This window comes from Tengunoibacter tsumagoiensis (assembly GCF_003967535.1).
Classification (GTDB): domain Bacteria; phylum Chloroflexota; class Ktedonobacteria; order Ktedonobacterales; family Ktedonobacteraceae; genus Tengunoibacter; species Tengunoibacter tsumagoiensis.
In genome coordinates this window covers 93,354-106,786 of sequence record NZ_BIFR01000001.1, presented here as the reverse complement: position 1 = coordinate 106,786, position 13,433 = coordinate 93,354, and the positions used below count along the sequence as shown (strand labels likewise).

Below are 13,433 nucleotides of genomic sequence, written 5' to 3'. Positions count from 1 at the left end.
CTTGATTACACACCACAATGGTCGTCCATTCTCCCGATCAATACGGTAGATTATGCAGTGCCAAAGGTGACGCCCTTTTCGCGCAGCCAGCGGCGATAGGCGATAGAGAGCCGATCTGAGCGCAGGTGAAGCTCGGCCTGAAGGTCTAGAGGCAAGAGCTCAGGTCGCTGAGACTCCACAACGGGAATATCCTGGAAGAGAATGCTCTCTTGAAACTTGATGATCTCCTCGTCGGACTCCTCAAGGGTTGTCGTTGCCTCATAGGTCCAGACCAGAGAATGGTCGACATCGACAGGCGTGATGGTGAAGAGCAGGGCCAGCCCGGAGGTATCGTCAGCCTGTTTCGCCAGATAGGCCGTCAGGGGTCGCAGCACCTTGTAGACATAGTGCATGTAGGCTCCGTGTCCAACGCCAAGCGGATCAGGTTGCCAGACAGTGATATCATTCGCCACAACCTCCTCAGCGGTGACCTCAACCGTATAATCGGAGAGAGTGGTATGTTCGAGATCGCCCAGACTGCCTGTATGGACAAAAGGGAAGTGGGCTACATCGAGGAAGTTCTCGATGAGGCGTGGTCCACCTGCACGGACTGTATAGGGTCCACAGACGACCGCCTTGAAATCAGGGTCGTCCCACTCAGCGAAGGGGGGGATATCCTGCTCTGGCTGTCCCAGCGAGACCCAGATCGTATCATAGCGCTCGCGAGCCCGGAAGACCCTGGCCTGTGCTTTAGCGGGCGGGCACTGCTCGGGGTGGGCCGGAAAGCGCACACAACGTCCCTCGGTGTCATAGACCCAGCCATGGTAGGGACACGATAACGTCGTCCCATTTGTCTTGCCCAGCGAGAGCTTTGCTCCACGATGGATGCAGAGATCGCGCCAGGCATGGATCGTACCATCCTTGCTTCGCCAGAGCACCAGATCCTCACCAAGCAGTCGAGCTGCCACGGGTTTTTCTGGCACAACATCCGAGGAGCGTGCGAGGGCATGCCAATCGTTGATCAGTACGTCATCTTGAATCATCTAACCTGTCTCTTTCTATTCTGCCAATGTACCTGCTCACCGCATGCCTGGAAAAAGGGGATGTTGTGATACAGACCTGCCGTTGTTTGTGATGGAAACTGTTGACTTTATCTTATCCCGAACTCAGCGTAGGGACAAGCGAGCAGGCAGAAAGTCATGTCTCCAGCTTTCGCTATCTGCAACATCCTCATTTCTATTGCTGAATTGGATGCTGATAGAGATGTTATTAAGAATAGCATTGATCAAAAATAATGAATTGGGCCTCATCTTTGTTTTTCGGGAGATTTTATTCATATTTATGGCAAAGTATATATAGCTTGAATTTCTGTTGACAGGCATCAATATTATATTTAAAATTATAAATGTAATATCTTGAGTAATGAGGTGATGATGGAACCACAGCATATCTATAAGCAGGAAGAAGCGTATCGATCAGCCTTTTCTGAGAGTACTCTATCTGGAAAAGTACGCTCTCCAGATAAGTGGCAGCGAAGACACAGTCTGTTCAATGTTGTCTGTCAGATCGTATTACTATTCATCTCATGCACTTATGTGCTCGAGTCACCCAGTAATGACTTCCCTACAATGATTGTGCATAGTCTGGCTTTGAACATTTTTTTTGCCGGGATCGTGTGGATGGTCTCGCGCCGATTGAAGAGGGTGCGAAGGATGATGTATAGTGCTATCGCCTGTATCACATCGGTCCTTGCCATCTTTGCGTTTGTGATAATTATTATTAATGCAAAAGATCCCGATGGGGCTATGTTCGTCTGGGGGGCTCTGATTGTTGTAGATGTAGTGGCCTATCTGCTGGCTAGCTCTGTTCCTGAAATAATAGTTTAAAAAATAATGCTTTAAATGGTATACCATCACAAGAAGAGGTGTCAGTAGCCATTGCCCACTGACACCTCTTCTTGTAGATTGACGTGATTATTGTACCGAGAGCGTCTCGCCCACCAGAGCTTCCTGAGTCAGGGGGCCGATAGCGGCCACAGTCAGAGGATTGACGGGAGAGTAGCGATGGAGAACCTCCAGCACCTGCTCCTGAGTGACTGCATCGATGGCCTCTTTCACTTCGTGAACGGTGCGGAGCTTGCGTTCATACCACCAGGAGCGAGCCAGAGCACTCATGCGGGAGCCAGAGCCCTCGCTGCGCATAATATTCTCGCTCTTCAACTGTACTTTGGCACGTTCAAGCTCATCGTTGGTAATGCCATCTTTCTCCAGCTTGCGTAGCTCATTGATGATAACTTCCAGACACTCGTGACCTTGTTCTGGAGTTGTGCCAGCATAGACGCGCATCGCTCCAATATGTTTATTGCCAGCCAGGCCAGCGGAGACGCCATAGACCAGACCACGCTTCTCGCGCACCTCGACAAACAAGCGTGAGGCCATATTGCCGCCCAGTACCTCAGCGATCACCATCGCCGCATAATACTCGGGATCGGTATAGCTTGGGAAAGGGAACATCAGAGCCAGATGCTCCTGTTTGCCCTCTTGATGCTCAAGGTTAATGCTGGTCGTTGGGGTCGGATTGATGGCTGGTGTTGCTGGTGATGAGCCTTCCCAATTGCCAAAGAGCCCTTGCAGCTTCTCAACCACATGATCCCAATCAAACTTTCCGGCAATCGAAAATAGCGTATTTTTGGGCTGATAGCGCGCCTGCCAAAATTCACGAAGATCCTGCCGTTGGAGCTGGCGGACACTGGCGTCAGTGCCTAAGAGCGGACGGCTGAGGGGCGTTCCCTTATAGAAATCATCGCGAACCAGTTCAAAAATGCGGCTCATGGGCTCATCATCGCGGCGTCGAATCTCTTGTAAGATCAGGTTGCGCATCTGATCGAGCTCATCGTTAGGAAACGTTGGTGTCAGCAGAACTTCGTGGAGAAGATCGAGCGTGGCATCAAATTTCGTATGAACGATCTGTGCCCAGACCATCGCTGTTTCCAGACTGGTGCTGGCGCCCTTGCGTGCTCCAAGCGATTCAAAGGCCTCATTGAGCGCTCGAGCATCTTTGCGTTTAGTGCCCTGGAAGAGCATATATTCAAAGAGGTGAGCGAGCCCTTGTTTCTCCTCTGGCTCATGGACAACGGCAGCATCTAGTTGGAACCCAAAGCTGATCGAGCTCAGGCTGGGCATATATTGACCGACCAGTTCGATCCCATTAGGTAATTGATGATAGAAGTAATTGGGGGGTAAGCCCTGCTGATTACTCATCTATTTAGAATTTTCCTTTCTGAAACAGGAGTGGAGACACAGATGGAATTATGGTCAGTATATCACATTGCATGCATGCCGATGGTTGCCCTCGTAACGTTATTGTTTTGTTGTGCGTGTCACCAGCAGTCCGAGCAGCGAGATCAGTAGCAGAGCCGCAGCAAAAATATGAAATGTCAGGGTCGTACCGAAGGTGGGCATGGTATAGAGGACTGGCAGAAAGGTTCCAGCCAGGCTACCAGCAGTGGAGATCGCATAGAGCAGCCCCGCCGTTCGTCCTGCACTGCCAACTTGTTGCACACGCAAGCGGATGGCAAACGGGGAGATACAGCCCAGCAGGATATTAGGAATTGCAAAGAGGAGAATGACAGCGACCAGCGACCCATAGAAAATTCCCAATGGCTGGCTGGTTCCCACCGTTCTCAGCGACCAGTTGAGGACGGGATCGGAGATCAGTGGGATCAGACTGGTAAAAAGAGATGCAACAATGGTAATGCCATAGAACAAAGCCGGGCGTGGGAAGCGATCAGAGAAGCGTCCACCAGCATAATAGCCTACCGTTAGATAGAGCAGGATCAGGCCGATAATGTTGGACCACACAAAGAGCGAGGTACCGAAAAAGGGAGCCAGCAGACGAGAAGCGGCCATCTCTATCGCCAGCGAGACCGCTCCAGCCACAAAGACCGTCAGAATCAGGAACCAGCGAGCAGAGGGCTGCTGGTCTGGAGTTAGTGTCTGCTCTTGCTGTGCGATAGGGGATGTAGTGGTGGACATGGTTGGAATGACTCTCTTTCAGCGCTATAAGTGCGTAAGTTAAAGAACCTTTGTGTGTATCAGACTCTGTCTATCGATTCTGTACTATCAACTTTCTATTCTGTAGCATATCATATTTCTAAGAAACGCTTATCATACCCGGGCGATCTCTGGATCTCATTCAGATCCCACGCTACATGGCTACATGGGAGCTTTAAGCGGTGCAAAGCGAGCAAAGACCTCTGGCTGCATCTTCATTGCCTCTGTACAAAGTTTCTGATACTGCTCGCTCCCCAATTTTTGTTCAATTGCGACCAGGAAACGTTCCAGCATAGGCGCAGTTGGATCGTTTAACGTCTGCCGTAGCTGTAATGCCGTTAGCAGGAGTGCAATGGCCTCCTTCTGTTGCTTCTGCTCATAGAGGAGCATCCCCATATTGGTCAGGATCATCGCAATATAGGGTTGTTTATTGAGATGGTGAGCTAAGGTCAGAGCCTCAATATAATGATTGAGTGCCTCTGCATGTCTGCGCATCTGCTGCTCTAGCAGCCCCATATTATGTAAGAGGACGCTGCGCAGTGTCAGATCGGGATATTGATCATTGATAGCGAGAGCCTGCTTGAAGAGAGTACTGGCCTGATTGAGGTCGCCCTGGATGCGTAACAGTTCGCCTTGATTGGTAAGAGTCGTCGCCTCGCCCTGATGATCAGGGATACTCCTCTGAATCGAGAGAGCCTGCTCAAAGTATAATCTGCTTTGCTGTGGTTCTCCAATGCGGCCATACAGCATAGCCACCTGGCTATTGACCAGCCCCTCATCATGCGGTTTCAGCACGCCAAAGGGAGGCAGCATAGCTGTATACAGTCCGATGAGCGTATTCCATGCTCCCCACTGAACCAGCGTCTCATGAATCTGCTCGGTAAAGAGGAGCTCACATGCACGTTGCCAGCGCCAACCCTGACAGAGATGGCGGATGGCCTCAATGATAGGGACAACATCTTGCAGACCTTTGCGCCTGCCCCTTGGAGGGCAGAACTCCTGAATGGCATGGCGATAGTAAGCAGCGACCTGAGTATGACCAGCGGCCAGAGCGATTTTTTGCGGATCTTGAGCTGCATGATCGGGGCTGGATGACGACGGCGGCTTTGTACCATCTTCGAGGAAATGCTCCAGCACAAACTGACGAAGGAGTGGATGCAATGTAAAGCGAACCTGTCCCCAGGCATCCAGAACTGTCTGGATGAGGCCAGCATTAACCAGTCGATGAAGCTCCTGCTCAAACGCGCGGACAGCCTGATTCTCGCTATACGCCTGTTGTTTAGGTTTGCCAGTAATAGTCATCACAATACCATCCATGGGCGTTGGCTCATGGAACAGGCTGAGAACATGGAGAATTGCACGCTGAACAGGATTGAGGAAGCTATAGACGCCACCAATGAGATTCGCAGTGACATCGCCGGCCCACATAGGCTGATAGTCAGAGGAAGTAAGCACATAGCTCAGCGAGATGCCGCTAAGATGAAGGAGAGCGCTAAACAGAACCATGGCATAGGCCTGCCCCATACAGCGGCGCCAGACCGACGAGATCTCATCAGGCGAGCCCTGCATCCCTCGGAGCTGCAATAACGCAATGCCTTCAGGAAGGCTGATGCGTGAGACCAGATAGCTACGCACACGATTCTCGGGGAGATCTTGATTTTCGAACGGAGAGCTATAACTGGTCATAATGATGCGGCTATGTCCCAGATCCGTCTGTAACATCTCAAGAAAGGCTGGGAGTACTCCACGACCGGCAACCCCTTGATTTGTCTCAGGATAGAGCAGCAGTTCAAACTGATCAATAAAGACAAATATCTGCTCCTGACTGCGCCTCAGTGCACGTAAGAGCGTAGAGATCTGTTGCTCGGGTTTGAGCATAAAAAGTCCAGGATCATCCATCTGCACCTCAGAGAGAATCGCGGCAATAATATCAGGGAGGGTTGAGTAGGTGCCGAGTGTGAGCCAGACCAGATGGTGAGGGGCGGCAAGCCCCTGTTTTTTCGCGAGTAAGAGTCGATGATAGAGAAGCGCGGCCAGGGTCGACTTGCCTACCCCAGGATGGCCCGTCAGAAAGACGGCACTGGTCTGGGCCTCGCGGAGCATGCGTTGAATCGTATTGACCTCGTCAGTACGTTGCATGGTCGTCTGTGGATCAGTGGGTGGCGGAGTCAGGGAAGTGACCCCAAAGGCAGTCGTAGATCGGCGTTGTTCATGGGATTGGTTCCTGATGTTGGTGTCAACTGAGTATCCTGTCTGTGCTGTCTGTGCTGAAAGTGTGTGTGCAGGGCTGCTTACTGGGCGCTCCTGCGGCCTGGATACATCTCCCCACTGCATAGAACAGACTCCTTCCTTTGTGCATACTAGATGCAAGTATAACATACTACTTGAGCCTATTTGCAGCGAAATTTATCCGAATGTGCTACTATGAATGGCGCACTCATTGCTGTTTGTGCCTTCTCCTGTTTCTGTTCATGTCAGGTTCGTATTGGCCAGAGAACAGGACGAATGGGAGCAGAGGAACGAGAGAGTCGCTAGAGTGTAAAATAAGAAGATATAAGGTAGAAAACTGTGAAGCCCATGCCACTTATCACTATAAATGTGTAGAGAGGGATACTTATGCTTCGTGTCATCTATATGGGGACACCCTATTTTGCTGTTCCTGCATTGACTGCTCTGATCGAGAAATCGGCCCCCGGCGCATTGTTACCCGAGGGTTTAGAGATCGTGGCTGTGATTACCCGACCAGACAAACCATCGGGCCGTGGCCGGGAGGTCGCTTTCTCTCCAGTGAAGCAGACTGCACTCACCCATGCTATTCCTGTCTGGCAGCCGGGATCATTAAAGAAGGCCGAGCATCAGGCCAGACTGGCTGAGTATCAAGCGGATCTGTTTGTGGTAGCGGCATTTGGTCAGATTCTGCCACAGGCTGTGTTAGATATGCCTCGCTATGGTACGCTTAATATCCATGCCTCACTGCTGCCGAAGTATCGTGGTGCCGATCCTATTTCAGAGGCGATCCTTCAAGGAGATGCAGATGCAGGCGTCTCGATTATGTTGTTAGATGCAGGTATTGATACCGGGCCGGTACTCAGCCGAAAAAGCCTGCCTCTAAGTGAGAATGAGACCACAGGCAGCCTGACCATCAAACTGGCCGAAATCGGCGCTACCGCTCTGGTTGAGATCTTGCCAGAGTGGATTGCTGGCAAGATTACCCCTGAGCCGCAGGATGAACAGAGGGCTACGCATACGCGGATGCTGAAGAAAGAGCAGGGGCTGTTGCGCTGGGACCTTCCAGCGGCGGTTCTGGCGCGTAAAGTGCGTGCCTATACGCCATGGCCCGGAACGTATACCTACTGGCAAGGGAAGCTTTTAAAGATCCTGTCCGCGCATCCATTAAGCGTCGAGATGGCAGAAGAAGCCGTGCCAGGGACCGTAAGTCTCCGTGAAGAGGCAGGTCATCGTGTCCTGACGGTAGTCACTGGCTCGGGATTATTAGTTGTTCGGCAGTTGCAGCTCGAAGGAAAGAAAGCGTTGAGCAGCGAAGAGTTTTTGCGAGGATATCTGCAGATCAATGGACAGGTATTGGGCTAGCGATGGTGTGTGTTTAGAGCAGGTCGCTATAGCCATCATACATGCCAGGCCCTACCTCGTCAGGCAATGAATGGCCCTTTTTAAGAGCGCTTCGTTGCCTGAGAAGGGTGGGGCCTGGCATTTAAAGAGTATGCCATCATGTTCTAGTAGAATAGAACAAAAACCAGACAAAAGGTTAATATGGGCGCAGGCCGGTCCAGAAGATAATCAGAGAGAGCAGGCCAAAGCCCCAGCAATAATAGGCAAAGGGATCGAGCCGGCCTTTCTCAAAATACTTCATGAGGAACTTTGTACTAAAATATGCAGCAACACCACAGATAATCATTCCCAGCACGATCTGGAAGAGCGAAAACATATTCTGGTGAAAGAGCTTTGGCACCTCCAGCACGCCAGCAGCCAGGATAACGGGCGTCCCCATCAAGAACGAGAAGCGAGCTGCATCCTCGTGCGTTAGACGAACAACCAGGCCTCCAACCATCGTCATTCCTGAGCGTGAGAAGCCGGGGATCAGTGCAAAGGCTTGAGCGAAGCCGACGGCCAGCGCCTCCCACCAGGTAAGAGAGTTCAAGGGTCGGAAATAGGTAGCGCGCTCTTGCGGAGAGAGCTTGGCCATCTTATTTTCAGCGCGACGGCGTAGTCCCTCACCTAGAAAGAGAAACGAGCCATTACAGACGAGGAAGCCAGCAGCCAGAATTGGCGAAGCAAAGATCTCCTTAAGCTTCTCCTCAAAGAAGACGCCCAGCAGACCAGCGGGAATGCAGGCGATAATCACCGCGACAGGGACCCATGCTTCGGTGCCACGGCGTACATCGGCATCAATGACACCCTGAACGATCGTCTTGCCAAAGCCAAGCCAGTCGCGCCAGAAATAGAGGATCAGAGCCGCGCTGGTCCCCAGATGGAGAGCCACCACCAGAGGCAAGAAACAGCTCTTGCCTCCGCAGCCCGTATCATTGAGCAGGTGCCCCCAGCCAAATAGTCCAGGGAAAATGACGGTATGCCCCAGACTACTCACCGGGAACAGCTCCGTCAAGCCCTGAAGAAGGGAGATGAAAATGGTCTGTATTGTTTTTATATCCATGTATAACTCACCTAATTGTTTAAGCCTTTGTTGTTAACAAGATTGTTAAATTCATCGAGCGTCTTTGCAAACCGCGTCTTTCCATCAGAGCCAGCGACAAAGTAGACATACTTTGTGGAAGGAGGATTTGCAGCTGATCTCAGGCTCGCATCGCCCGGGCTACAGATTGGCGTTGGTGGAAGACCCTGTATTTTATAGGTATTCCAGGGGCTCTTTGGAGCGATATTCTCTCCCTTATCTTGTAGTGGCGACCAGTAGCCCTGAACATCCTTTGGCGGCTGATCGGTATCGGCGGCATACTGTACAGTCGGATCGGCCTGGAGCTCACCACCAGCAGTCTGTGCTTTGCCAAAATCGGTATACAGACGATTCCAATACACACTGGCGATATTATCGCGGTAATCTGGACTGGCGGTCTCACGTTCCACGATTGAGGCCATTGTCAGCCATTGATAAGGGTCCATCTGATGTTGCTGAGCGGCCTGGACTAAATTGTCTTTCTGAATGTGGCTATTCATCGTATTGAGGAGAAGCTTCAGCACACTGGTGGCGTCGGCATCAACTGGTACGTCATAGGTATCAGGAAAGAGCAGGCCCTCCATACTTTTCTGATCGGCAGGAAGGATCTTCAGAATAGGAGTATCATTGGCATCCGGGAACTGATCGCTATGATGAGCATAGTTCAAGAAATCGGTTGTTTTAAATTTGACGAGAGGCGGACTGGCAGTTGCGAAGGCATTAGCAATCTGCTCCAGACGCCACCCTTCTTTTACCAGCACGCGAGCAGCTTCAGGGCGAGCATTGAGGAACTGATCCGTAATATCGCTAATCGTCATACCTGGAGTAATATTCTTATAGATGCCTGGTTCTAGTTTGGTATCTAGCCCCTTCACACGTGCCCAGAGGCGGAAGGCCAGAGCATTGCGAATCAGTCCTTTATTATAGAGATCATCTGCAATCTCAGCTGTCGTCTCATTTTTATTAATCACCACAGTGACCGGTTTATTTGAGCTGGAGCTGGCAGGCTGAAAAACATCGCTGACAGAGTTCCAGAGCCAGGAGACTCCTATAAAAATAATCACCGCAACTAAAAGAACTGAGATAAAAGCAGTGAGTGATCGTCGTCTCATAAATTTTCCTCGGTTTTATTCCCCAGATGATCCAGATAATCCTGGAGGATAACAGCCGCTGCCAGGGCATCAATCTCCTGGCCGGGCTTTTTACGGCGTCGTTTTTTCTGGGTCTGCTGGCGGCCAACGCGCCCCTGTCGCTTGCCCCCATCATCCTGACCGCGTTGTGCAAGTAGACGCTGTGCTTCAACTGTGGAAAGGCGCTCATCCCAAAACGAAATGGGCAGAGAAAGGAAAGGTCGTAAGCGTTCAACGAAGGCCTGAATGCGCTGCCCCTGACCGTGGATCTGTCCATCCAGGCTAATAGGGAGGCCAACGATCAGACCTTCGGCTTCTGTCTCTATACTGAGCTGTTGAATAGTTTCAAATAGCAGCTGTTCGTTGCGGGTGACGTAGATCGTCGTATAAGGGGAGGCCAAAAATCCTCTGGTATCACAGACCGCTACACCTATGCGAGCCTCTCCAACATCCAATGCCATCAATCGAGCCATGATCACTTTTCCCGCTCTATTGCCTTCTTACCGCCCCTCTCAGGAGTGTTGGACGTGCGGAAGGCATTTTGTACGCCATTATCCTTCCCATTGTATCGGAGCTTGCTTTATTCTGTCCAGTTTCGGCCTATTGTGTTAGCATTTTATGGCTGTTGTTGCGTAAGCACCCTGTTTGCGCCATACAGATGTATGAGCTTCTCTTTATGAAGGCGGACAGACTTGTTTGAAGCAGTTCTCCAAAGCTTTTGCCTTTCTCCTTATCTTACGGATCTGGGACCGTCTGCGTTACTTCCGATAGGACTCAAACGAAGAATGCCGATCTAGAGGACTTTACGTCTTAGATCGGCATCGTGCTTTCAGGCTTGCTGTGCGCTTGCTTTGTGCTCTATTTCTTTGGCGCGGTACCGGCCTGAATCGTGACAGTGATATGCTCGTGGGGATAGACAACCCATGAGACAAAAGCTGGATTCGATTGGATCGAGATCTGCTGAAGATCTGGGATCGCCTCATGAAGGATTGCGCGTGCATCAGTAAACGAATGTCCAGCGATGCGATGCTTGATATCATCAGCAGTGATAGATGGAACAGCTTTTGACGTTGCGTGAAACTTCAGCGTCATCGAGGTTGTATCCGCATTAGCTGTCTGCAACTGATCAATTTTCACGGGCGATTTGGGGTCCGCAAAGACCGAATAATTTGTATAGGCCTTATCCGCATGGATGGCAGTGTTTAACTGTTGAACAGCCGCCTGTTGCAGATCTCTGGTTGTGACATAGAGAACGTTTGTATGGATCGTCAACGTGACAGGAAAGCTCCCGCTCTCTTCAATATCCCCTTCTTTAGGTGCTGTTGTTAAGGTATCGGTGGTCACAGGCGTCCCTATCAGGCCATTGGCAGCGACCTGTTTGGTCCAGGCATCAATACTGGCCTGTAGCTGTGCATGCAGATCACTTTTGGCCTTATCGAGATCCTGAGCAGAGACGGCTGGGACGGGTTGCACTCCACCGCCAGTAATCGCCTTTTCATTATTTACCGTAATCTTTAGATCTTTAGCCGCTGTTGGCGAGTTCTGGCTACGGGCGATGGCGTTCAGACTGTCATCTGGAATAATCGTAATGGTCCCTGCTCCAACATTGCCCGCTTCACCAGGTTTGACGGCCTGAATCTGAATCTTATAGGGATCGTCGGCTCCACAGGTATAGTTAGGAAGGATAACCGTATCCTCCTGTGTCTGAAATTGGGTTCCATTAGCTGTTGTAAGAATAAGTGCTGAAGGAATATGGACAGTTGTATTGCTTGCGTTTGAGAAGCAGACATACCCATGAGCGATGGCTCGATCGATCTGTTTGCTGCCTGTGGCAGCGGCTGTCCCGTCTTTCGTAAAATCTTTGCTAAGCAATTGTGTTGGGAGTGCATTGGCTGGATTTTTGGTACTGGCAAGTAAGCTGACATCGTGGGAATAATCGCGGGCCGAGACGGTGAGATTGACGGTGCTGGATGGGCCATAATAGGCCAGTACAGCCACAGCGATCAACAGAATAATCGCGACTGCAAGAATTGGAAAGACGATGCGTCTATTGGAGCTCTGTCTGACTGGACGCCTCTTCCTGGGAGCTGGTGGTGGAATATGGCGGGCAGCAGGTCGTTGATTGTTCAAAGCCGCCGCAGTCCGAGGATCTAATGGCAGAGTAGAACGTTTCGGTGGTAACTTCCCGGAAGGGCGTATTTGAGCTGGCCTGGGCTGTTCGGCAGGTTTTAATTGCCCAGAGCGCCGTGAAGAAGGTATCAGAGGTCCTGAGCGCATCTGAGAAGGTGGCACGAGCTGCCCTGAAATAGATTGAGATGGTGGTTTAGGCTGCGCCGGGCGCGGACCAGCAGGAGGTCGTGCGGCGGCGGCTGGCGGCTGCATACGTGTTGGAAAATCATCAATCTCTACGGGTATTTCCTGTTGAGAGAGAGGCGTCTGAGGAACCGCAGGTTTTTGCGGTGCCCTGGGCGCATCAGATCTGGCTGGTGGCGTATAACCGCCACGACGGGCACTACGACCGCGTAACGGTCGTATATGACGAATGCCGGGCTCCTCATCCTCTTCGGCCTCAGGAATCGGTTCGCTCCAGGCATTCTCTCCAGAAGGAGGCGGTGCCGAAAAATGCCCATCCTCGCCCTGAAACTCAATACCACTCTCTTGAAGATGGATGGGAAGATCGGGAACCTCTTCAATGACGTGTTCGACGGTATCAAACCCCTCTATAGAAGCTGAGCCACGTTGTTCTCCCTGGATGGCTGGCTGTTCATCAGCCATATAATCAAATGGATCATTTGAGATACTGGGAATCGGCAAAATAGAGTGAGGAATTCCTGACCCCTTCTCCTCAACGAAGCCTTCAGGTGTACTGGTTGGCGTTTTAGGGACCTTCATACTACCACTGGCTGCTTGAAGAATATCCTGGGCCTGTGTATAATCCTCGAGCAGCAGATCGGGTTCCTCAATCTGTTCAGACGAGAGAGGGCGGATTGAGGGTGAAGAAGAGATCTGAAAATCATAGCCTTGACTAAACTGACGTTCGGTGTCATACGTTGGAGAAGAGGCATAATGCTGCCCAGGCTCTTCAGAGCCTGAAGGAGTTTCGGTGGGATACCAGTCGCTCTGTGGCTCTGGTTGGCGGTTCCGCGTACTTTTCACACCTCGAGCATCCTGAGGGCCACGAGGAGGGGTTGCGCGTCCAGATAATGGTTTACTACGAGGACCACCAGCATGGGGTGGTCGTGTTGCTCGACTGGCTGGACGTGACTTGCCAGCCGTCGTCGATTCTAGCGAATGAGCAACCTTAAATTTGACAGCATGAGCTACCGAGCGTACCTGGGGATCAGAGCTTACGATCAGGACATCCTTACCCAGTTCGCGAGCCCGGGCATAAAGCAACTTCCAGGCGACATGGCTCCGTAGCTGTGTCTGTAATGGTATAACAAGTGTAACGCCGCGAGATGAGATCTTTTCCAGGCGTTCACGCACAGTAGTTAAATCATCGTCAGGGCTAATATAGATTGTTTGCTCATCACTCATGAGCCCTTTCACCCCCATATACAAGTAGCAAGCTTACTAGAGTAA

Annotated in this window: 10 protein-coding genes; 2 read left to right on the top strand and 8 right to left on the bottom strand. The window is 51.2% G+C overall.

Annotated elements, in window-relative coordinates:
* Positions 1 to 50: 50 nt before the first annotated feature.
* On the bottom strand, positions 51 to 1,022 hold the full coding sequence (locus EL628_RS00385) for an aromatic ring-hydroxylating dioxygenase subunit alpha (RefSeq protein ID WP_126577833.1): 972 nt from the start codon (positions 1,020 to 1,022) through the stop codon (positions 51 to 53).
* A gap of 387 nt (positions 1,023 to 1,409) precedes the next feature.
* On the opposite strand from EL628_RS00385, the gene EL628_RS00380 reads away from it, so the two are divergent.
* Positions 1,410 to 1,865, top strand: a complete 456-nt coding sequence (locus tag EL628_RS00380) for a hypothetical protein (RefSeq protein WP_126577832.1) — start codon at positions 1,410 to 1,412, stop codon at positions 1,863 to 1,865.
* 87 nt (positions 1,866 to 1,952) lie between these two features.
* Here EL628_RS00380 and EL628_RS00375 read toward each other — a convergent pair whose 3' ends face one another.
* The 3 genes from EL628_RS00375 to EL628_RS00365 all read right to left on the bottom strand — a co-directional run bounded on the left by EL628_RS00375 (position 1,953) and on the right by EL628_RS00365 (position 6,365).
* Entirely contained in the window at positions 1,953 to 3,239 is a 1,287-nt protein-coding gene (locus EL628_RS00375; RefSeq protein WP_126577831.1) for a M16 family metallopeptidase, read from the bottom strand.
* A gap of 99 nt (positions 3,240 to 3,338) precedes the next feature.
* The gene (locus tag EL628_RS00370) at positions 3,339 to 4,013 is read right to left on the bottom strand and encodes a fused MFS/spermidine synthase (RefSeq protein ID WP_126577830.1); all 675 of its coding nucleotides are present in this window, start codon (positions 4,011 to 4,013) and stop codon (positions 3,339 to 3,341) included.
* A gap of 180 nt (positions 4,014 to 4,193) precedes the next feature.
* Positions 4,194 to 6,365 (bottom strand): tetratricopeptide repeat protein, encoded by a 2,172-nt coding sequence (locus tag EL628_RS00365; protein WP_161975173.1) that lies wholly within the window; start codon positions 6,363 to 6,365, stop codon positions 4,194 to 4,196.
* Positions 6,366 to 6,647: 282 nt separating this feature from the next.
* Here EL628_RS00365 and fmt point away from each other — a divergent pair, with 282 nt between their 5' ends.
* On the top strand, positions 6,648 to 7,622 hold the full coding sequence (gene fmt / locus EL628_RS00360; protein WP_126577828.1) for a methionyl-tRNA formyltransferase: 975 nt from the start codon (positions 6,648 to 6,650) through the stop codon (positions 7,620 to 7,622).
* Positions 7,623 to 7,797: 175 nt separating this feature from the next.
* On the opposite strand, the gene EL628_RS00355 is transcribed toward fmt, so the two are convergent.
* The 4 genes from EL628_RS00355 to EL628_RS00340 all read right to left on the bottom strand — a co-directional run bounded on the left by EL628_RS00355 (position 7,798) and on the right by EL628_RS00340 (position 13,388).
* Complete coding sequence (locus EL628_RS00355; RefSeq protein ID WP_126577827.1) at positions 7,798 to 8,703, bottom strand: undecaprenyl-diphosphate phosphatase; 906 nt, start codon at positions 8,701 to 8,703, stop codon at positions 7,798 to 7,800.
* Between the two features lie 11 nt (positions 8,704 to 8,714).
* Positions 8,715 to 9,833, bottom strand: a complete 1,119-nt coding sequence (gene mltG / locus EL628_RS00350) for an endolytic transglycosylase MltG (protein WP_126577826.1) — start codon at positions 9,831 to 9,833, stop codon at positions 8,715 to 8,717.
* The gene (gene ruvX, locus EL628_RS00345; protein ID WP_126577825.1) at positions 9,830 to 10,324 is read right to left on the bottom strand and encodes a Holliday junction resolvase RuvX; all 495 of its coding nucleotides are present in this window, start codon (positions 10,322 to 10,324) and stop codon (positions 9,830 to 9,832) included. The genes mltG and ruvX overlap by 4 nt, the downstream gene beginning before the upstream one ends.
* Before the next feature lie 385 nt (positions 10,325 to 10,709).
* Entirely contained in the window at positions 10,710 to 13,388 is a 2,679-nt protein-coding gene (locus EL628_RS00340; RefSeq protein ID WP_161975172.1) for a baseplate J/gp47 family protein, read from the bottom strand.
* Between the last annotated feature and the right edge of the window lie 45 nt (positions 13,389 to 13,433).